The sequence below is a fragment of the Flavobacterium chilense genome (assembly GCF_001602525.1).
In the GTDB taxonomy this organism is placed as follows: Bacteria; Bacteroidota; Bacteroidia; order Flavobacteriales; family Flavobacteriaceae; genus Flavobacterium; species Flavobacterium chilense.
Window position 1 is genome coordinate 1,036,670 of the sequence record NZ_LSYT01000001.1, and the last position, 19,712, is coordinate 1,056,381.

Below are 19,712 nucleotides of genomic sequence, written 5' to 3' on the forward strand. Positions count from 1 at the left end.
TATAATTAAAAAATTTCAAAGAGCTATTTCTAAACAAAACCCACTAAGATTTAGTGGGCTTTACTATTTTTATACATCACTTTTTCTTTGTAACATAACTTACAAAATTACATTATACGTGTTTTCATACGTCATCTTCCTCTTCTTCTTCCTCTTCTAAGTTTTTAATGAATTTATCAAAGTTAGAACATATCTTCCTAATTGCATTAGGGTTTTCCATTGGGTTGCCTAAATCCATATAAATAAGAAATATTTTTTTACTTTCAATATTTATACAAAATTTATTACCTCCATAATCTGAAGCGAATGCAAGAAAATTTTTAGGAAGAATACCTTTTGTTATATTAAAGTTTAAATACACTTCTTCCATTGTCCAATCATCTATATTATCAAAATGATATTTTATAGGCATAAACCCGTTTATTGAAGTATAAGTATCATAATCTTTCATATAAAACCTTTCTTTGACAGGAAAACCACCATTATATTTTAAATAATGTTTTTTAATTTCATCAGGTAAAATAATATCTAGTTGTTTTTCAAATTCTTTTATATCATTCTCATCAATTGACTTTGCGGTATTTATAAATAAATCAGCCATAATATTAATATTTTTTTATTTACATTTTATTTTTTTAGGTTCTTTTCTCCAACCTTGCTCATATGCTTTCATTTTGGCTTCAAAAGTATCGTACTCTACTTTTAAATGTTCTGCAAACTGACTAGCTGATCCTTTAGCTTCGTGTGGGGAAGTTGTTACTAATTGCATTGTAGTTTTACCTGTTGTTGAATCAAAATCATGAACGTGATGCCATGTATAACCTTTACCTTTCATTTCCGATTTACTAATTCCAGCTTCTTTATATGCTCTGGTAAAATCAGCATCCCTATCACCAGTCATAACAATTTCTACAATATTTTTTTGATTTCCAGTAACAGGAAATAAATCAGGGCTTCCTGTAAAGTCAACATTAGTTGGGAAATCTGCCATTAAACCAAATATGTCAACTAAGCTATTTGAATTAAAAACATATCCGTAAATCCTCATACCGCCTTTTAATCCGAGTGGATCCTGGCTCAAGTACTGTCCTAAATCTGAATTATAATACCTAAATCTATTATAATATAAAGAGGTTTCTACATCTTCATATTGTCCTAACTGCCTAATAAGGAATAAATGATTTATCTCCCTTTATTCTCGTAAACCTCCATAAATATCATAATCTGTTTCCCTTATAAGGTTTACTTTATCAATGTAATTTTATATCGCTTTAACCTATGAAGTTATATATATGGAGAATTTTTCAAAGCGCTACTTCTACTATACAAAACCCGCTAAACTAGCGGGTTTTGTCGTTTTATTACGTTGGGTACACAAGCTAGAAGCTTCCAACATCGGGGAATAGCTTTTAAATTATTTAAAAGCTTTAAAAAATATATCAATGAATATGAAACATTCCTACTTTACTGAATATTTTTTATTATTCTATTTTCTAAATCAATAGGAAACCATACTGTCGAATATTCATATTGTGTAAGTTCTTCCCTTGAAATTGATATTTCTTTTGCTGTACTTAAATCTCTTAATCTAAAATCACCATCCAATCCAAATGCCAATTTAAGATTATTATAATTTGAATCTTTGTATTTATCATAATTTTCCGTTTGAGCAATTATCCTCCATCTCTTTTTAATGATGCCGTCCCAAAACACTTGCACAGGAGAAAACATTATACCAGAGTTTACTATTTCATTTATATCTATTTTAGATGAGCTTATCTTATTGAATATTTCAACTAATACAGAAGAACTAGTTTCTATAACCCTACCAAATGCAAAATCTTTGTCTAAATCTTCGTCAGACAATTTTATTTTTAATTTCCAATCATCTTTTGGCATAAATAAGGGTATGCAAAATATTTCTCCAGGTGTAATTTTAAATTTGTTCATAAATTAGTGACATTTTATTTTATCGTATTCAGCTTTAAATGCTTTTCCTCTTGTATCTGTTCTTGTTTTATCGAAGGAATTAATTTTATTTCCCTTATTAGTAGTAGAAATTTCTTCTCCTATGATTCCTGTTTTAGTTTCATGTATTTCTATGTAATGTTGCTCATAAGCTCTCGCTTTTGCATAATCAATATCTTTATGCAAGTCAACTCTTACATCAGTTGCTGGATTAAATCTTCCATCATAAGTATGTTGAGCTAAACGCACTTCTGAATTTTGACTTATACCTACATAATAGGGTTTTGCTCCTTCTATAGGAACGCCATTAACAACATCTGTTTTATTAAAGAGAGCATATACATCTTGATTAGGACCATAAATATCTAACCCAAACAGATCAACCCAATTATTAATATCATGCACATAGGCATAGAAATTCGGATTATTTCCTTTCAAACCTATAGGATCTTGGCTTAAGTATAATCCTGTCTTAGGCGAGTAATATCTATATCTATTATAATACAAACCTGTCTCTACATCTTCATATTGTCCTAATTGTCTAAAAGGAATAAATGATTTATCTCCTTTTAATTCTCGTAAACCTCCATAAATATCATAATCTGTTTCCCAAACGAGATTTCCTTTATCATCATAACTTTGTACAGGACGACCAATATAGTCATTAATAATACTGTATTTGTTATCCCCTACAATCTTAGCAGAAGGAACAAAAGAACCTGCTTCATATACCCAAATAACCAAATTCTCGATTGGTTCTGGTTTATCATAAACTAAATCATCACCATTAACAATGAGTTTTGGTCTATCTTTTAGATCGTATTTCCATTCATGAATAAGAACATTGCCATCCCAAACATAACGATTTATTTTTTGGTTTGCAATTTTTGCGGTACGTCTTCCTAAGGCATCATATTCAAAACTTATTATTTTTCCGTCAGGGTTGGTTACGCTTTCGAGCATCCCGTTTGCCAGCCAGGTATAAGTCGTATCACCGCTTTGCCATTGTTCATGTTCCTGCTGTAATCTTGTTTCTTCGGTTTTGTTACCTGCAAGTTTATCAATCCAGTTGGTTGCTGCTTCGAACTTTAAAGGTTCTGTTATGTTTCTTGGGCTTTTGTGTATTACATTACCCAGTTCATCGTATTTGTAATAATATTTTTCGTCTTGCAGTAGTTTACCTCCTTTACCATATTTTCGGTCGCTGCGATCCGAAGTTTTATATAAATTACCTACTGCATCCGGAGTTTTATATAATTCTTCTTTTCCATCATAACTGGCTTTGGCTAGATTTCCAAAGTAATCATAATCAAAATAGGTCATGCTTGAGGTCATCTGGTTCACGGCACTTCGCAGTTGTTGGTTGGTATCCCAGTTGTAATAACGGGATCCTGTGCGTTTGCCGTTTGCAAATACTTCCTGTTCTTTTTGCTTACCGCTGTTGTTATAGCTGGTTTTTATATGTAATCCTCCTGTAGCAAAACGCTCTATTTCTCTGCCTAATTCATCTCGCTTTAGAGTGGTTTCCCAAGCCTGATGCTGTTCTTTGAGTTCGTTACTTTGTGCTTCTATACGCTCTAGTTGCCCTTTTTGGTTGTAATGTGTATTTATATTGGCGCCAAGACTGCTGCTTAAATTAATACGCTGTCCCAAAGCGTTGTAAGTTGATATAAGGGTTATACCATTTTCATTGGTATCGAGCTGTTGTTTTTGTGTTTCTTTTATAACTCGTCCTACAGCATCACGCTCCAGATAAATACTTACGTTTTGATTGGTGGCTTCTACCAGTTGTCCGTTTTTATTGTAGGTATAGATTTCCCAGGTGCCATCATGATAATCTGCTCTGGTAATGCGTCCTAATGCATCCTGCTCATATTCTGTAAACTTTCCGTTTCCGTGATCAATCCTTGTAACTTCTCCTGCCAGATTTCGGCTGTATTTTTTTACGATACCATCAAAAGCTGTTTCTTTTACAATATGTCCGGCTTTGTTGCGAACAAAATAATAGGCTTCGTTGTCTTCGTTTTTAATCCCTGTAAGCTGCTCCATCTTATCATAGTCAAAACGAACTTTTACTCCGTTTTGTTCTCGTGTAGCAAGACTTCCCATTGGAGTATAACTAAACCTGATGTTGTTTTTATTGTCTTTTAAAACGGTTACCTCATCATAATTATCATAAGTAAATTCGATAACATTACTGTCTTTCTCTACAATTTGCTGTACTCTGTCGAGTGCATCATAGGTAAAGTAATCTGCCATTTGCATTGGCGTATAAATCGCTTTTACACGACTACGGTAATCGTACTCCCACGATTTTAGTTTTTGGTTGTTTTCACGCCATTCGATCAGGTTATAACTCTGGTCATATACTAATTCAAGTTCATTATTATTTTTGGCAACGGTTGCTAATAATCCGTTGTGATAATAGCTAAAATGGGTGCTGGTTTTATCCGGTGCAATAATGGTTTTAAGCTGGTGGGGCTTTTGTTCTTTGTACAAATAGATTGTTTTGTTTCCTTCGGGATCTATGGCTATCGATGGGCGGTTTTCGTCATCATAAAGCATCATCTCTTCTGTACCGTCCGGATAAATTGTATTTGTTTTGTTCCCCATATCATCATAACTGAATCCCATGATACGACCTTCCTGATCTATCTCACGATACAGTTCCATAAACTCGGTATAGTCATAAAAAACGCTATTTCCCATTGGATCTTTTACCTGCGTTACCAGCTGACTTGGTTCGTAATAATAAGTTGTTACGGCTCCATTGGCATCTGTAACCAGATTATACCCTTCCTGAGGATGGTATTCCAGCCAGCCTTCCTGCCAGCCTCCATCGCCCCAGGTATGTACACAACGGTTTTGAGCATCATATTCCCAATAGAAAGTTTGTCCGTTACGATCTGTTTTATTGATCATCAGGTGATTTTGGTACTCTATCATAGTTGCTTTTTGCAGCGCATCTATAATAGCCACCATATTATAGTTTTCATCATATTCATAGGCTACCAAAAGCTCGTCCTGTTCGGGCGTAACGAGTTCTAATTTCTGGATAAATCCGTTTTTGGTGCTTACTTTAATGGTTCTGCCTACTGCATCTATGATCTTATTTAAGCGGTGTCCTGTAAATTCAAAAATGATACAAAGTCCGTCGGGATTAGTAATTTGTGTAAGCTGGTATTTTTTACCGTCAAACAAAGTAAAATCATAAGATAATTTACTTTTATGATCATAAGCCTGATAACCTTCCTGGGTTCTTTTCAGGGTTGTTTTTTCCTGACGTAGATAGAATTCTTCTTCGGGCATGAGGGCAGGAAAAGCCACGATTCTGCCATCGTCCATACGAAGTCCCAAAGCATCGTCTTCCGGGTATAACTCTACTGCTCTGTCGTATATACAATGTACACCATGACCAAGCCATCCCACATATTGAGAATCTGAATACCAGTTACGTTCCCAATTGAGAGTAACAGGGCTGGCAATATCAAAGTCGCTACCTTCGTAAATAACGGCTCCATTGATCAGGTTTACAGGCTCAAATCCGGCTTTACAGAGCAATTTACTGAGCTTGTTAGGCCCAATGGCACCTTTGAGAAATTTATTGAATGCTTTTTTTCCGAGTTTCATCAATGTACTAAAACCAATACTAGCTAATAAACCTGTAAGCATTCCTCCCCAATCCGGAGGGTAAGGCCCACCAACCATTACTGGTTTTCCGGTAGGAATAGGCAAGGAAAATGAAGTTGGGGCAAAAAGGGTTGGGGCAAACGGTAACATTTTCTTGCCTATTTTTGTTTTTCCTATGGACATCGATAACGGGATGCCAATGTCATTACAGGTCATCAGCATATGTCCTTTGGGGCTCATTCTGGTACTATCTGAGAAAACGGTTTGTGATGCAAAAAAATTCATGCTTTCGTGACCAATAATAGGTGTCATAAGCCAGGGTGGTGTAAACAGCGGAATATGCACTAACGGAATTATAATTCCACTGGTATCAGAGTTTCCACGTTTAAATCCATTTACATGTACGCTTGTACCTAAAAAGGGTACATAATCAAAAGGATCCATCACAATACCTATATACGGATGAAAGGGATTAAATGGCGGTAAGGTTGTAAAATGAATGTCTATACCTACTACAATGGTCAAATGATTATCGGTTAATAACATAATTTAATAGGTGTTGCTTAATTGATATTCTTCTTGTATCTGTTTTGCAATTTGTTTGGGATTGTCTCTCCAGTTTTCTCCAAAAATTGATACCATTCTACTCGAAACTGCTTCTTTTTCTGAATAATCAATTTTAGGTTCATTCTCTAAATAACTATTGGCTATAAAGGTAAAATTGACAATTTTAAGTGCTTCATCTGTAAGGGCATATCCATACTCAAAAGCATCGTTTAGAATTTCTGTATATTGTCCATCTTTCTTTTTAGCAGCCAGTAATAATGCATAATTATAGCCATTGATTACCTGCATTTCCTGTTGTATTTCTTTGGCGATTACAACTTGTTGTAAAAAGTAATTTATGGCCAAATCAGTATTTCCTATAATACTATAATGTGAGCCTTTGTAGACTAATAGTTGTATTAGAATTCCGGCAATATCCTGTTTCTCTTTATAAAATGGTGTTGTTATTTTTATCCCTTTATCCAATAATTGATGAATAAGTTCTTTCTCGTCTTTAAACTGAAATAAGAAACTAGCGTAAATAAGATAAGATGAAGCCCAAAAACTGGTCTCTCCTGTGCTCTTACTAATGTCGATGAGTTCATTACCTAATCTCTTTACTTTTTCCTGTTTTTTTTCTTTTGCAGCTTCTCCTATTTCAAACAGGCATTTTCTGTAGCGCACCTGTGGATCGTTTGGATTTCCCTGTGTAGCAATTTCTTTGTAGGCTTTATTAATTTCCTGATTTGGAATTTCTATAATGATTCCTTTTTCTTTTGCTCCGTTAATTAGCTCTTTATACTGCTGTCGTTGCTGATAATCAAGAAATAAGAAACCTATGTTTTCCGGTAATAATGCTATAAGTTCTTTTATACTTTCATTTAGCAAATTTACATTGCTGACTTTTTTTATTAAAAAACTAACGATGAGCAGGTTGCCGTTTTTTGCTTCAAATTTTTTAAAACTTATAAGCATCCTGATGTAAAAATCTTTAAGATTTTCGATGCTTAACTTCTCTATTTCGGGTAATATTTCTTTGAAAGTGGTAAAGTCTTCCCAGTTCCAATCTGGATTTTTTTTCAGGTCTTCTTCAAAGGTCAATATCCATTGTTCGATGATTGTGATGTAAAAATCTTTTTTATCCTCAAAATCAATAACAAAGGCTACAAACGAATCATCTGATTTTCCATAAGCAGATGATTCTAATCGAATAAAAGCATGCAGTAAAGGAAAATCATCCGTAGAACAAACCATACTGAATATTTTTGCTTTTGGTTGGTCTTTTCTGGTTTTATTCCAGATTTTTTGAATATTTTCGACTCTTATGGCTATAGGGTTGTGAGCATTATTCATTTTTGGTTTTAATTTAAATTTACAACTCCGCCTTTCACATTAGTCATTGTTTTACCATCTATGTCTACAACTTTTCCTTCTGCCAAAATTGTATTTTTACCTTTTATATTAATACTTGGTGCTTCATCAGTAATTTGCGTATCACTTTTTATAGTAACCTCATCTGTACCTTCAGCTACTATTTTCTTGCTATCGACATTTACTTCATTTGTTCCGCTTATATTTACCTTTTCATCTGCAATGAGGTTTATTTCTTTAGACTGTATGTCTATTTTGTTTGGTGCAAACAACGTCATTGTTCCATCTCCGTTAAGCATTACCATATTACCACTTGGATCTGTTGCAGTAAACGTATTTTTTTCTTCGTCGAGAACAAGTGAGGTCCCGCCACGGGTTGCAAAGCTTCTTTTATTGTTATCTTTTCCACCTCCGCCGCCGCTTTTACCGTGAAAAACACTACCTAAAATAAAAGGTCTGTTAGGATCACCATAACGAAAGTGTACCATGACGTGGTCTCCAACATCGGGTATAAAAACCATTCCTCTATTTGTTCCTACTTTATCACTGCTCCCTGCATCCGGAGTCATAACACGAAGCCAGGCAGTTTTCATTGATGTGCCTTGCTGCCAAAGCATTTGCACTCTGATTCTTCCTTTATTTTTTGGATCGGTATTGCTTTCTACAACGGCTTGTTGTGTTTGTGCAATTGGATACGCTACATCAGGTTCCGGCAAGCTTAATACTTTTGAAGGTATGGCTCTGAAGTTATTTTCGTATTCGCCCAAATGTGTCGCATAATGCGTAATTTCGGTGATGATGTAAGACCCAACTTCCTGGGTAATCGTATTGGTGTTTTCTAAAACACTTGATTGTATATTGACTATACTTCCTATTTTTAGTTTTGAGTTTTTTGTGGTCGCTGAAACATAATTGGTATCAGCAGCAGCACTTTCCTGTTTCTTTTTTAAGAAGGACTCTAAAACTAAATCATCTCCTGTACTTACTATTCCGTGTGTAAAGGCAGGTGTTGCAAACACTTCCTTTGAACTCGAAAATGCTTCGTTACCTAATTTTGGTAAACCTGCTACTGTGTCTTTAGACTTTGCCGTATAGCGTTTATCAGCACTTTCGTTGTAGGTAAAAGCACTAAATTTATTAGGCACTGCCTGTACGGAGATTTTTAATTTTGAGATGTCACTATTATAGATTAACGGTATAGGACTATCAAAGCTTTTAGGTTTGCCGAAAATTAATTTTTCTCCATCATAATACAACCATTCATTGTATTGTTTTGCTAATCGCTGAATAAATTGAAAATCGGTTTCAAGATATTGATTCTGATATTCCATCTTGCTGGTATATTCAGGATTTATATCATTTTGTAATTGTTCTCCTGCCCCATTTTTCACGACCTCTTTTACATATCTTTTAAAGATAATTCTTCCCAGGAATGTAACTTTTCACCAGATTCCAGTAATATTGTTTTAGAATAGCCAGACACTATAATGTGATTTCCGGAATGTCCCATTTCCTGATCAAAATCGATATTGGTCACTACTCCTAAAAAATTATTTTTTTCTTCGAGTATAATATGAACTACTTTTCCTAGCCATGCCTGTGCATTTTCAAGAGTATATGCCAATGGACTCTCTACAACTGCATGTGGGACACGGATTTCGAATTGATGGTGAGAGTTGATTATTTGCTTTAATCTAATGTCTGTAAAATGAGATATTTTTTTACTGTCTATTCCGAATATTATTGTTGGTGGTTTCATAATTTATTTACGATTTATTTTATAGTAAATGATGTTTTTTTGAGTTCAAGAATTTTATCCAAATGATTAAATTTCAATTTCTTTTAAAATGATTAATTTTTAGAATCAAAAGTCCTTATCTAGAAATAGAGAAGTAAAAAATATAAATACACAGAAAATGTATATATGAAAGGTTATAGTTATCTTACCCACTCTTACCTAAAAGAAACTATTTATTACAAAACAGTTTATAATTTTATCACAGCATAAAAAACACAAAGCCCAATGCCCCAAGGTCCTAAAAAAAGTAAATTGGAAAATATTAATTCTTTTTTGGTTGGTATGTAGTTACGGTCAATATTTTCATGTGACCATTTTCGCCATTTTTCAGCAAAAAAGATTGTAGGCTTTAAATATGATCGCGCAAAGTCTTTAAAAAATAAATACGTCAATAAACGAAAGTAAATAATATAAAAAAAAGAAAAACTGACCGTTAAACAATTATAAAGACTATTATTGGTTATCAACATCAATATGAGATGTAGAAAAACAATCAAAAAACCTATGATTGCATATAAAACAAAGGCATTTAGGTTTAATATTTTTTGCGAATTGGTATAAAACCAAGACCATGAAAACAGACCAACTAAAAATGAAAAAAAATTAAAATTACAAGGACGTATATAATAACTAAGTAATGCCACAAGATATATCGCAATAATACTTGTAATAGTTAGTAAATATGGTAGAAATGGAGTTATATCTATTTTTTTATTCAAAATAGTCTGTCTACAAGTTTCATGTTGTTTAACACTGTATTTTTTATATTCCATATTGTTAGAATTTAAAGAAGTTTGTTTCTTGTAATTACCATAAGCTGCAATTCTAAGTTTTTAAAAGATAAATGAACGAGTCATTATATTATCTCCATACAAATCTATATTACCACATAAATTTTCCATTTCTTAAAATATTGAGACAAACAAAGTTTACTGCCAAATCGATTATTATCACTGAAGCAATTAAAAATTTAGTTTTTATTGGCATACTATAATTTTTAACATACTCATACTTAATATTTGCATAAGAAAAAGAAAACATAATCACACAAAAAGCAAATACCCCCACATAATAATAGGCACTAACATCTATAAAATAAAAAGATATTATTTCTAAATTGGTTATAAAAATGAATGATAAAACCAATATTGGAAACATACGCCAATAATCCTTTCTATCTTCATGAAAATAAATATACATTTTAGAAAAAAAGATAAACATCGGTTCCAGTATTTTTTTCATAAACAAATCAATTAATTATTATTTTATGTGTTATATTGACTCGCGTTTTATCTATTTTAATATGTCTTTTTTAAAGATAAATTTTAATAAAGAACCATTTCCTTCATAAATTATATTTTTTTTAAAATATTAGTAACAAGTAAATTAGCAATTAAATTTATAACAATTGATAAACAAATAATGACCTTTGTTTTTTTTGACATCTCATAATTCTTCACATAGTCATATTTTATATTTCTAAATAATATAAAAAAAAAAATGATAAAAAAAGCAGGGACTAAAATACCAAAATCCGTTTTAAAGCCGTACACTTTTTTTAAATAAAAGGATATTGTTGCTTCATTTAGACTAAATATAGTTGCTAAAATTAATGATGGAAACATACGCCAATACTCCTTTTTATCTTCATAAAAATGTATATATATTTTAGAAAAACAAACAAATACAGGTTCTGTTATTTTTGTCATGATTATTTAACTTTTATTTTGTACTCTTTTGAATCTATTCGCGTATTATCAATTTTTACTTTTGCTTCTTCATAAATATTTTTCTTTTTATTATTTACAAGCTTACTTCTTTAAACGATCTTTCCTACCCATATCTCTACCACATAAATTTTCCATTTCGTGAAATATTGGCAAAAACAAAAACCATAACAAGATCAATTAAAATAAGTATACTAATTACCCACTTTGTTTTAATAGACATTTTATAATTTTTCACATACTCATATTTTATGTTTCTATATAAAAGAAGAAAAAAAACAGCTATAGAAATAGGGAACCAAAGACCGAAATCTATATTAACTCCTTCAATTTTATTCAAATAAAAAAATATTGTCTGTAAATTAAGAGTAAATAGAGTAGCTAAAATCACAGATGGAAATATTGCCCAATAATCTTTTTTATCCTCATAAAAATGGATATACATTTTAGAAAAATAAATAAATACTGGTTCTGTTATTTTTCTCATAATCACTTACTTACAAATTTAACCCCTTGTTTATACACTTGGGTTTTATCAATTTTTACTTTTGCCGACTCATAAATATTTTCCGGTTTAGGACTAAAATATTTATCTTTAGTGTCAGTCCTAATTAATATAAAATAAACTCCAGCAACAAATGCGCCTGGACCAGTAAATGATAGTATTGTCATAGCAATATCTAAAGCAAGTATTTCTCCAGAAATTTTTTTAGCTTCGTATTCTTTATAAGATAAATAAATACCAATTAAACCAGCACTTACACCAAGTCCTTTTGCAACTCTTGCAACGCTTTTTAATGCACTGACACTTTCTGCTGTCCCTTTTACATATATTTTACCATCGCTAATAGCTCCAACAGTACCATTCCCTATTTTATCAAACTTAAAGTCTTTTTCCATAGTGAACGTAGACTTAACTTTATCTATGATAGATTCATGCGTAATTGCATCTGCAATTTTATTAAACTCATAACTCCCCTGCGGATGAAAACTTGTTATCTCAAAACCTTTTAATCTTGCGCTGCCTTTTACACCCCCTATATATTCATCTAAGCCCACGCCAATTCCAGTAAATATTACACTAGTAACAAATGCCGATTGCGCATTGCTTTTTGCTTCCTCTCTGTTTAAAACTATTACTTCGTCGAGAACAGAACTTTGGGTCCAGGTGCCATCTTTGTTTCCTCGATAAATTTTATTATCGGCACTACTAAAATAAATTTCACCTTCTAAAGCTACCCTATGTGGCACAGTAGAGAAAAAATTATCATGATGATCTTTTGTTTCTCTTTTTTTCAACTTTACAGATAATGTATCCTTTCTTTCCCAAATATTTTCTTTTAAAAAATCACTTTTATCAAAAGGATCTCTTTTTTTTTCTTTTCCACATTCTACCTTTCTAAACATAACAACAACTTAGTTTTACTTTAGTTTAAAATCAACAGTTTGGACACTTATGATAAATTACATGTATAAAAACAAGAAGCGGTGCATGACCGCTCCTTGCAAATTGAGGTAATTAGATTTTAGCCCAATTGTTATCTAAAGTTGCATTTCCTAATGTAATTTTCTCTGCTGAGAAAGTAATCTCAGTAGTCATTGGAGTTTCAGCCAAAGCGTCAAGTTGTTCGCTGAAGAATACAATAAAAGCATTTTCAAAAGAAAGTTCTTTCATTACTTGTTCAGAATCTGCTTTGAAAAATTTTACTTTTCCGTTTACTGGTTTGTGCTGACTGTTTACTGCCTGTTCAATAACAGTAGTGTTGTCTGTAGATTTTAACCTTAGGTTTAATCTGCCTCCTTTAATTTCTGATGAAACAGCTCCTTTACCATCAGTATGTCTTAACATATCAACTTTTGAAAATAATACCTGATACTCGTTTCCTTCGAATTCTAAAATTGCTTTAAATGCCATAATAAAAATAATTAAGTTGTTAAAAAAATGTTTTTTAGAACCCTCTTTATTTTGTATGACTAGTATTAACAAAAAAAAAGAGGTATTCTACATGATTTTAGAATACCTCTTTTTTGTACTGATGTACTTTTTTTTAATTGCTTCTTGTAGGAAGATGAGGGTGATTCGCAATCAATAATTTGTACGAATATACAAATACAAATTAAAAAAACAAGTCAATTAGTAATATTTTTCACAAAAAAAAGCAAAATAATTTACTCGAGAACAGTTTAAATATGTAAGAATACTGTATTTACTGGGGGTGCCGGAAATTTAAGTAATTTCTTAAACATTAAATATTAGTTTAAAAAATATCCGATCTGCCTGGTTTTTATTTTTTTAATATTTTTTTTATGAATTTATCCAATTCTTTGGATTCATAAAAGTCAAGACACATACTAGTAATTGTATTACTACTGCCACTTTCAGAATAATAAGGACTTTCAATCAGATAAAAACCTCCAGCCATTTTTTCTGTAAAACTTCGAATCTTTTCTCTATCATGTTCTGTAATTTTACCTAATTCAATAAATTCTTTGATTGATTTATCACTTATCTGAAATTTATCATTTAAGTATTTTTCATCAAATCTGACATTGTTAACATAAATACAATTACAATAGGCATATCTCTTTATAAATTTTACTTTAATATCAACTGTTTGAGCAGAACTCATAGTAGTAAGTAAAATAATATTTATGTAAAAAAATGATTTTATTATTTTAGTTCCCATACTTTTACTCACCTGTTTATATAACATAATTTTTTCTTAACAGGATGATATGTTTAGTAACACGGTTCATTCTTATTAAATATACAGTATGGAAAACGGACATCTACCAAGTCTTTTAAATTATATGTTTTTGTACTGTCTATTGAGCCATTTTTATTATAATATTTCCATTCTCCAAATTTGAAATTGTTTTTTATTTCACCTTCAGATTTTAAAATGGGTGTTGTTCTAACCCCCATGCTCTTTTCATTTTTTGGATAATTGTACTCTATATAATGTCCATTCCCTTTTAGAAGCTCATTTTTTACTTCAGATATTGCTTTTATATTTCCTTCTTTGTCATAATAATAACTTTTCCCTGATGGAATAGGATCATTAATAATTTGAATTTCATGTCCTTCAATAAGCCCGTTATTTATACGTATAAAATGAATCGTTGTTTCATCGCGGAATACTAATCTCATATTTTTAATGACACCGTTTTTACAAGCAAGTTTTCCTGATTTTAAGAAAAAATCTTTTTTAAACTGCTCTATCGAATGATACTCTGCCAGGTTTATATTAGAAAATTTATAATCTTCTAAATTATCACAGGTATTAAAATTATATTCTTTTCTATAAATAAGTTTACCTCTGCTCCATTTTTCTTTTTTTATAATTTTCCCATTCTTATCATAGTAGATCCAGATTCCCTGATATTTACCTTCTAAAAACTCTCCTTCCGCACATGTATATTGAATTAAACTTTGATTATCTCCTATTTGTGAATAATGCGTAAAAAGCTTTATTTTTCCATCGATTATATTACATCTATCATCGATTACCCAGCAATACAAGCTGTCAGAGTTTTGTTTTAACTCTCCTAAACTTATTATGAGATATCCTTTTTGTGTATTGTGAATTGGTTTTACATCCTTCAATTCCTCCTTAGGTTTTGACGGTTTTTCAAACTTCTGCTGAGCATTACAAAAATTTAAAAAAAATATTATTAAAAAAAACATCAATCTCATAAAACTATTTATTTTCTGTTGTACTTCCATAATAACTTTTTACATCATTTTGTATTATCTCCCATTGCCAGTGCGTCAAGATGTTTATCTTGGATGAATAATCCATAATGTTTAGAGTCGATTTTTTGATGAATTTGTATTTATTATTTTTATATACATTCAAATTATCTTTTTGTCTTTTTAATGATTTATCAATCTTTTCATTATATAATTTTATATCATCATTGTTTTTATTATTTCTTTTTGTAATTTCATCTATTTCATCGTTGATAGCTTTCGTTTTTTTATTTTGATCTTTTAAATCATCAATTCTTACTTGTGCTTCTTTTTTATATGGATAGGTTGGCTTTTTCATTTCCATAGTCCATTTATCTATTTCCAACTTTCTTATTCTTATAGCTTCTTCATTGGATTTTTTTGCTGCGGCATTCTTTTTAATATTTTCGTCATTGGATTTTTTAGCATTTATATTTGTTTCTTTAGTATTTTCATTAGACTTAATACCATTTTTTAAATCATTCAAATATGTTTCATTTTTTGTCAATTCAGTAACATCATTAACATCGCTCCAAAAAGTATGTTCCAATCCTAAAGCATGAGCAATCTCATGAGCATAAGTAGATTTATTTGTAAGGTTGGAAGCAAAAACAATTGCTTCTCTAAAATTTACAGGCTGTGTTCTGCTTACTCCTCCTTCCTTATCATTGGAGTCTTTATTAATATTGGTAATAAATAATAAAATACCTCTAAATTTTTTTCCATCTGTCTCAAAAGTATTTTTATACTCTCTTAGAAATTTATCCAGGATATGTTCATACTCAACATTTTTTTGCTCCTCTCCATCATCATCAATATAAGATACTTTTCCACCAGCCGGATCTTTTCTATTGGTAAAATAATTTCCAGTTTTATTATAGAATATTCCATCCCAGGATGTTTCGTCGAAGGCAATACGGTATTTATTATCAACTTCTATTGTGGTTTTTATTAAAGCTTGATTAAGCGAATTTTTATTTAGATAATCTTCTATTTTATCAGTTTTGAAGTCAGAAATTAATTTTGAAATTTCAGCTTCTTTATTAGGAGTATCTTTTACTACACAAACTAACCTAACAGACAAATCAAAAATATTCGTGTTATCTACTGCTATAATTTTCCCAACTTCCTTTTTATTTTTGTTAATTGGTGTGATATCAACCTGTTTAGATGTTTTTATACATTTTATAGTAATTTCTTTTGGCATTCCATCTGGCGTATATTTAATGTTTTCATTTTTTTGACCATCTATTACAACTTCATAAAAATCGTTTTTCATAAAAGAAATTTCACCTTTCGTTATATCTTCGCCTGTTTTTACAGGTTTGCAAATCATATTCAGCTTGATCTCTTGATTTATTTGCATTAAACTTAACCAATATGCATAGTAAGGTATATTTAATGCCGTTTTTTTATAATCCTTTTTTATTTTATTCTTAATATCCGGAACAGTAACTACGGATATATATTCTAATTTTGTATCATCAAAAACATATTCTAAATTACTAATATCATCTGTTTGAATCTTTAAAATATTATCAGAATCGTCACATTTTAACCAATCGAAACCAAATTCACCATCATAGGTAGACAATAGCTCAAATTCTACAATTAAATCAACGTCAACTTCTTCCTGTGGCGGTACTGGCGCACCAGTAGTATCAATTTTTTCAATCTCGTTGCGTTGTGCAGAATCTGTAATTTTAATATCAACACCTCCATAATTACATTTTATGGTACTTTTAAGAAGCAACGGAAACTCATCCTGAAAATATACGGTTCCCACGTCTTTCCAATCGGCAAGTTTCATTACTGAAGCACAAGGGCTGGAACTCTGAGGGCTTTTTTTACAGTTACCTTTGAAAACCAGACTTGTTTTATCTTTCTCTACTACGGTAGCTGTTCGTTTATCCTGTGTACTTGGCGTATCATAATTTACCTTTAGATCACCTGCCGGAACTGTACATAAATCGCATTTAAGCTTGGCTCCATCAATTACAAATTTTAAACCATCTTCTGCCTCTTCTTTTTCCTCGCGTTCTTTTCGTTTTAAAGTATTATCTGGTTTTGCCATTAAAGTGATGTTTTATTAATGTTATACAAAATGGTCGATTTTTCTTTTTCTATTTCTAATGTTGCCAATTCTATTTGATTTTCTCTATATTCGATAGTGCCATTATATTTTATAAAATTGGTTTCTTTAGTATTCTCAACAGCTTTACCTGTTATTAAATAAGTATCTGATTTTTCATCTCTTGGATAAAAGTGTTCTGTCATTACAATACTCCCGCAGTCTATTATTTTTCTTTGTCGTTCGACAGCAAACGAGTTTCTGTATAAACTTGTAAAATATAAACCAAACATTTTATAATCAGAAAAAAAGGATATCAGCTTTTTTTCTTCTTTTAATAAATTACTAATGTCCTGCATATAGGATTCTGCAACAAGTCCTACATTATCTATGGCAAGTTTTACACGAATAATTTCCCAACGTTTTGACAGTTCTTCAAAATTTAATATTTTGATTATTTTGCCATACTCATTTATTTCTAATTCAATTTCGTCAAATGCGGCTCCTATTCTTTTCAGAAAAATAATATTTTCTATAGAGATATTACTTGTGATTTCGATCTCAGAAAGAAATAACTGAAACAACATATCATTTTCGTCGTGTTTGTATCTCGTAATAGCAACTTTTCTTATATAAGTTACTTTCTTTATCTTTTTAGGATTAGAAAAATCTGTTGTGACAGTTTCAAATACAAAATCATTTATTTTATCAAGCTCAGGTAATATAATCTCGTAATCTAAATAATTCATGCTTTAATGTATTTTCCTTTTTCTGCCTTCATCAGGCTGCATACCAAACCAGTCTCTTGTTGAGGACCAATGCAGGTACTCGTTTCTTAATTTTCTTAACATTGTTTGAGAATTGTATCCAATAACTGTAACTTCAGGTAAATTGGTAGTTCTTATTTTTTCAGGTTCTTCTGCAACAACTTCCAGCGGTATTTTTGGTGTATTAAAATCTATAATAGGTTTAATTTTTACTACCCTTACATTATCTATACCTCTTTTCATACTTTCATATTCATAAGTATGATCTTTTAGTTTTTGTTTTATGCTTTCTATTTCAGCTTCTATTTTCTCTTTTTGGATTCTTTCAAGTCTTTTTTGTTCAATTTCTTCATCACTTATAAAATCCCATTCTTTAACTTCATTGGTTTCGTCAAGGGCATAAGGTGTTAAATAACTTTCTACATGTGTTAAGAAATCATCCAACGGAAATTTCACTCCTGTCTCTTCTACAAAATACTCTTTCATTTCAGTACTTTTAGCATAGATTTCCATAAAATGCAACGGAATATAGCTGTACTCTTTTTTTACTCCCTCATACTGATCATCTGTTCCTTCTATTTTTTTACCACGGATTCCTGTGAGTTTACTATAAGGGGGCAAACTTAGCCATTGTGTTTTTATTTTGATTTGTTCTTTATGATACCAATATTGTCTTATCAAATCGTCTCGAAGAGCACCTAATCCTATTCTGTCATAAGCCCTATTTTCCGGAAAAACCGAAACATAATTGCGATCTTTCATCTGGGTACCTATTTCATCTACCTCTTCTTTTTCGGTCATATAAGCTCCTCCTATATCGCAATGCACTCCGGGAAAATTTTTCTCAATATATCTGCCCGGAATTTGATTGATTCTCGTGAGTGCAAAATTCTGACGGTGCTCGTCTTTGGCTGTAAAATGAACTACTTTTTGACAATATAAATTATTAAGATGCAGTTCGCCCACATCATCATTAAAATGTGTTGACCAGGCTTCTTTTATCAGTTTCCCTCCTTCGTCTTTTAGATTTCCATAATCGTCATAATGATCGCGAACACCATTTTGTTCGAAATAAGACGAAACAGTATCATAAATACCTACAAATCGCACAATTATCTCTACATTTTTTAAATCATCAAATTCAAGATGAGTTTTTTGAAGTAAGCTATAGCCTAAATGTCCCATTTTAGGTAATTGGTTCTGTATCAAATAACTATTATCTATCTCATAATTATCAACATCTACAAAAGCCTTTCGCTTTTTCTGGATGCGTATGCTGCCAGGAGTACCAGCAGTTACAGAACCTTGCGTCTGTATATATTCTACCCCACATGGAATTTCTTTTTGTACTGCATTAGCATAACCGGAATCCAGGTTTACCTCATATACCAGATTTCTTGCTGTAGCAGCACCACGACTAAAACCAAAAACATCGAGTGTGATTTGGGTTAGCTTAATTTCTTTTTTAGGGTTTGAATTTATTTCTTCCAATACTTTATCCGCCATTTGCTGACAAGCGTTACGTACTCTGGCACGTATACCCGTTTGTCCCGAACCAAAGGCAAAACCGTCCTGACTATCGCGCATTAAGTTATCAGTACCCATACCCGGTACATAAATGGCGTACTTTTTTTGCTCACAGCATTGCCACATACGTGCCACATTGGTATAATCGTTACTATAGCTGTTATCTGTACCCATACGGTCCAGACCAAACTCATTTAACGGTACTCTGTAAGAGGCTACAAGATATTTGTCTTTTTCAGGAATAACCCTAAACTCTTCTTGTTCAGCAGGCGTTTTATCTTTCTTTGAGAGCAGGTCTTCTATTCGCCCTTTATTTTTTATTTTTTTATATTGCTTATAGTCTTCTGTTTCCAGTTCTGAATTTCCTTTAGAATAATCGATTTTACCCTGTGCATCCATACCACGACTATGTTTATTACGCATATCCGTATTGTTCTTATTGTTTAACGTACCATCAATAAATATCCCGAAAGTAAGACGAAGTTCATCCTGTTTTTCTTCATCTTTGCCTGTTCCTGTATTGTATACAAATGTTTTTCCCATTGTTTTTCTGCTTTACAATTTTTACTATAAG

At 31.5% G+C, this 19,712-nt stretch carries 18 protein-coding genes; all 18 read right to left on the bottom strand.

The features are described from left to right. Positions 1–124: 124 nt before the first annotated feature. Entirely contained in the window at positions 125–601 is a 477-nt protein-coding gene (locus A4F88_RS04335) for an SMI1/KNR4 family protein (protein ID WP_068841276.1), read from the bottom strand. Positions 602–616: 15 nt separating this feature from the next. Further along, the gene (locus A4F88_RS25830) at positions 617–1,186 is read right to left on the bottom strand and encodes an RHS repeat-associated core domain-containing protein (protein ID WP_342446797.1); all 570 of its coding nucleotides are present in this window, start codon (positions 1,184–1,186) and stop codon (positions 617–619) included. Between the two features lie 278 nt (positions 1,187–1,464). Beyond that, positions 1,465–1,950: an Imm26 family immunity protein gene (locus A4F88_RS04345; RefSeq protein WP_068841278.1), complete on the bottom strand. Its 486-nt coding sequence runs from the start codon at positions 1,948–1,950 to the stop codon at positions 1,465–1,467. Between the two features lie 3 nt (positions 1,951–1,953). Further along, positions 1,954–6,144, bottom strand: coding sequence for an RHS repeat-associated core domain-containing protein (locus tag A4F88_RS04350; protein ID WP_245179024.1), 4,191 nt, complete (start codon positions 6,142–6,144; stop codon positions 1,954–1,956). Positions 6,145–6,147: 3 nt separating this feature from the next. Next, a complete protein-coding gene (locus A4F88_RS04355; RefSeq protein ID WP_068841279.1) occupies positions 6,148–7,497 on the bottom strand; it encodes a hypothetical protein in 1,350 nt (449 codons plus the stop codon). Positions 7,498–7,505: 8 nt separating this feature from the next. Further along, positions 7,506–8,906, bottom strand: coding sequence for a phage baseplate assembly protein V (locus A4F88_RS04360; RefSeq protein WP_245179025.1), 1,401 nt, complete (start codon positions 8,904–8,906; stop codon positions 7,506–7,508). A gap of 8 nt (positions 8,907–8,914) precedes the next feature. Next, positions 8,915–9,274: a hypothetical protein gene (locus tag A4F88_RS25715; protein WP_245179026.1), complete on the bottom strand. Its 360-nt coding sequence runs from the start codon at positions 9,272–9,274 to the stop codon at positions 8,915–8,917. Between the two features lie 227 nt (positions 9,275–9,501). After that, on the bottom strand, positions 9,502–10,086 hold the full coding sequence (locus tag A4F88_RS04365) for a hypothetical protein (RefSeq protein ID WP_068841280.1): 585 nt from the start codon (positions 10,084–10,086) through the stop codon (positions 9,502–9,504). A gap of 109 nt (positions 10,087–10,195) precedes the next feature. Then, positions 10,196–10,555 carry a hypothetical protein gene (locus A4F88_RS04370; protein ID WP_068841281.1) on the bottom strand — a complete coding sequence of 120 codons (360 nt, stop codon included), beginning with the start codon at positions 10,553–10,555 and terminating at the stop codon, positions 10,196–10,198. 110 nt (positions 10,556–10,665) lie between these two features. Beyond that, complete coding sequence (locus A4F88_RS04375; RefSeq protein WP_068841282.1) at positions 10,666–11,022, bottom strand: hypothetical protein; 357 nt, start codon at positions 11,020–11,022, stop codon at positions 10,666–10,668. A 136-nt stretch (positions 11,023–11,158) separates the two neighbouring features. Then, positions 11,159–11,527, bottom strand: a complete 369-nt coding sequence (locus A4F88_RS25600; RefSeq protein ID WP_068841283.1) for a hypothetical protein — start codon at positions 11,525–11,527, stop codon at positions 11,159–11,161. A 2-nt stretch (positions 11,528–11,529) separates the two neighbouring features. Continuing rightward, positions 11,530–12,447 (bottom strand): hypothetical protein, encoded by a 918-nt coding sequence (locus A4F88_RS04385; protein WP_068841284.1) that lies wholly within the window; start codon positions 12,445–12,447, stop codon positions 11,530–11,532. A 112-nt stretch (positions 12,448–12,559) separates the two neighbouring features. After that, positions 12,560–12,955, bottom strand: coding sequence for a type VI secretion system tube protein TssD (gene tssD, locus A4F88_RS04390; protein ID WP_068841285.1), 396 nt, complete (start codon positions 12,953–12,955; stop codon positions 12,560–12,562). A gap of 370 nt (positions 12,956–13,325) precedes the next feature. Further along, on the bottom strand, positions 13,326–13,727 hold the full coding sequence (locus tag A4F88_RS04395; protein ID WP_143154982.1) for a hypothetical protein: 402 nt from the start codon (positions 13,725–13,727) through the stop codon (positions 13,326–13,328). Between the two features lie 53 nt (positions 13,728–13,780). Continuing rightward, entirely contained in the window at positions 13,781–14,767 is a 987-nt protein-coding gene (locus tag A4F88_RS04400) for a toxin-antitoxin system YwqK family antitoxin (protein WP_143154981.1), read from the bottom strand. Continuing rightward, complete coding sequence (locus A4F88_RS04405) at positions 14,742–16,847, bottom strand: DUF4280 domain-containing protein (protein WP_068841288.1); 2,106 nt, start codon at positions 16,845–16,847, stop codon at positions 14,742–14,744. The genes A4F88_RS04400 and A4F88_RS04405 overlap by 26 nt, the downstream gene beginning before the upstream one ends. Further along, positions 16,847–17,593: a hypothetical protein gene (locus A4F88_RS04410; protein ID WP_068841289.1), complete on the bottom strand. Its 747-nt coding sequence runs from the start codon at positions 17,591–17,593 to the stop codon at positions 16,847–16,849. The genes A4F88_RS04405 and A4F88_RS04410 overlap by 1 nt, the downstream gene beginning before the upstream one ends. A gap of 3 nt (positions 17,594–17,596) precedes the next feature. Further along, complete coding sequence (locus A4F88_RS04415; protein ID WP_068841290.1) at positions 17,597–19,681, bottom strand: phospholipase effector Tle1 domain-containing protein; 2,085 nt, start codon at positions 19,679–19,681, stop codon at positions 17,597–17,599. Positions 19,682–19,712: the final 31 nt, after the last annotated feature.

What these genes read in the sequence shown, in the direction of transcription:
- A4F88_RS04335 (WP_068841276.1), bottom strand. Translation starts at nt 601, where the DNA reads ATGGCTGATTTATTTATAAATACCGCAAAGTCAATTGATGAGAATGAT.
- A4F88_RS04345 (WP_068841278.1), bottom strand. Translation starts at nt 1,950, where the DNA reads ATGAACAAATTTAAAATTACACCTGGAGAAATATTTTGCATACCCTTA.
- A4F88_RS04350 (WP_245179024.1), bottom strand. Translation starts at nt 6,144, where the DNA reads ATGTTATTAACCGATAATCATTTGACCATTGTAGTAGGTATAGACATT.
- A4F88_RS04355 (WP_068841279.1), bottom strand. Translation starts at nt 7,497, where the DNA reads ATGAATAATGCTCACAACCCTATAGCCATAAGAGTCGAAAATATTCAA.
- A4F88_RS25715 (WP_245179026.1), bottom strand. Translation starts at nt 9,274, where the DNA reads ATGAAACCACCAACAATAATATTCGGAATAGACAGTAAAAAAATATCT.
- A4F88_RS04365 (WP_068841280.1), bottom strand. Translation starts at nt 10,086, where the DNA reads ATGGAATATAAAAAATACAGTGTTAAACAACATGAAACTTGTAGACAG.
- A4F88_RS04370 (WP_068841281.1), bottom strand. Translation starts at nt 10,555, where the DNA reads ATGAAAAAAATACTGGAACCGATGTTTATCTTTTTTTCTAAAATGTAT.
- A4F88_RS04375 (WP_068841282.1), bottom strand. Translation starts at nt 11,022, where the DNA reads ATGACAAAAATAACAGAACCTGTATTTGTTTGTTTTTCTAAAATATAT.
- A4F88_RS25600 (WP_068841283.1), bottom strand. Translation starts at nt 11,527, where the DNA reads ATGAGAAAAATAACAGAACCAGTATTTATTTATTTTTCTAAAATGTAT.
- A4F88_RS04385 (WP_068841284.1), bottom strand. Translation starts at nt 12,447, where the DNA reads ATGTTTAGAAAGGTAGAATGTGGAAAAGAAAAAAAAAGAGATCCTTTT.
- tssD (WP_068841285.1), bottom strand. Translation starts at nt 12,955, where the DNA reads ATGGCATTTAAAGCAATTTTAGAATTCGAAGGAAACGAGTATCAGGTA.
- A4F88_RS04395 (WP_143154982.1), bottom strand. Translation starts at nt 13,727, where the DNA reads ATGGGAACTAAAATAATAAAATCATTTTTTTACATAAATATTATTTTA.
- A4F88_RS04400 (WP_143154981.1), bottom strand. Translation starts at nt 14,767, where the DNA reads ATGGAAGTACAACAGAAAATAAATAGTTTTATGAGATTGATGTTTTTT.
- A4F88_RS04405 (WP_068841288.1), bottom strand. Translation starts at nt 16,847, where the DNA reads ATGGCAAAACCAGATAATACTTTAAAACGAAAAGAACGCGAGGAAAAA.
- A4F88_RS04410 (WP_068841289.1), bottom strand. Translation starts at nt 17,593, where the DNA reads ATGAATTATTTAGATTACGAGATTATATTACCTGAGCTTGATAAAATA.
- A4F88_RS04415 (WP_068841290.1), bottom strand. Translation starts at nt 19,681, where the DNA reads ATGGGAAAAACATTTGTATACAATACAGGAACAGGCAAAGATGAAGAA.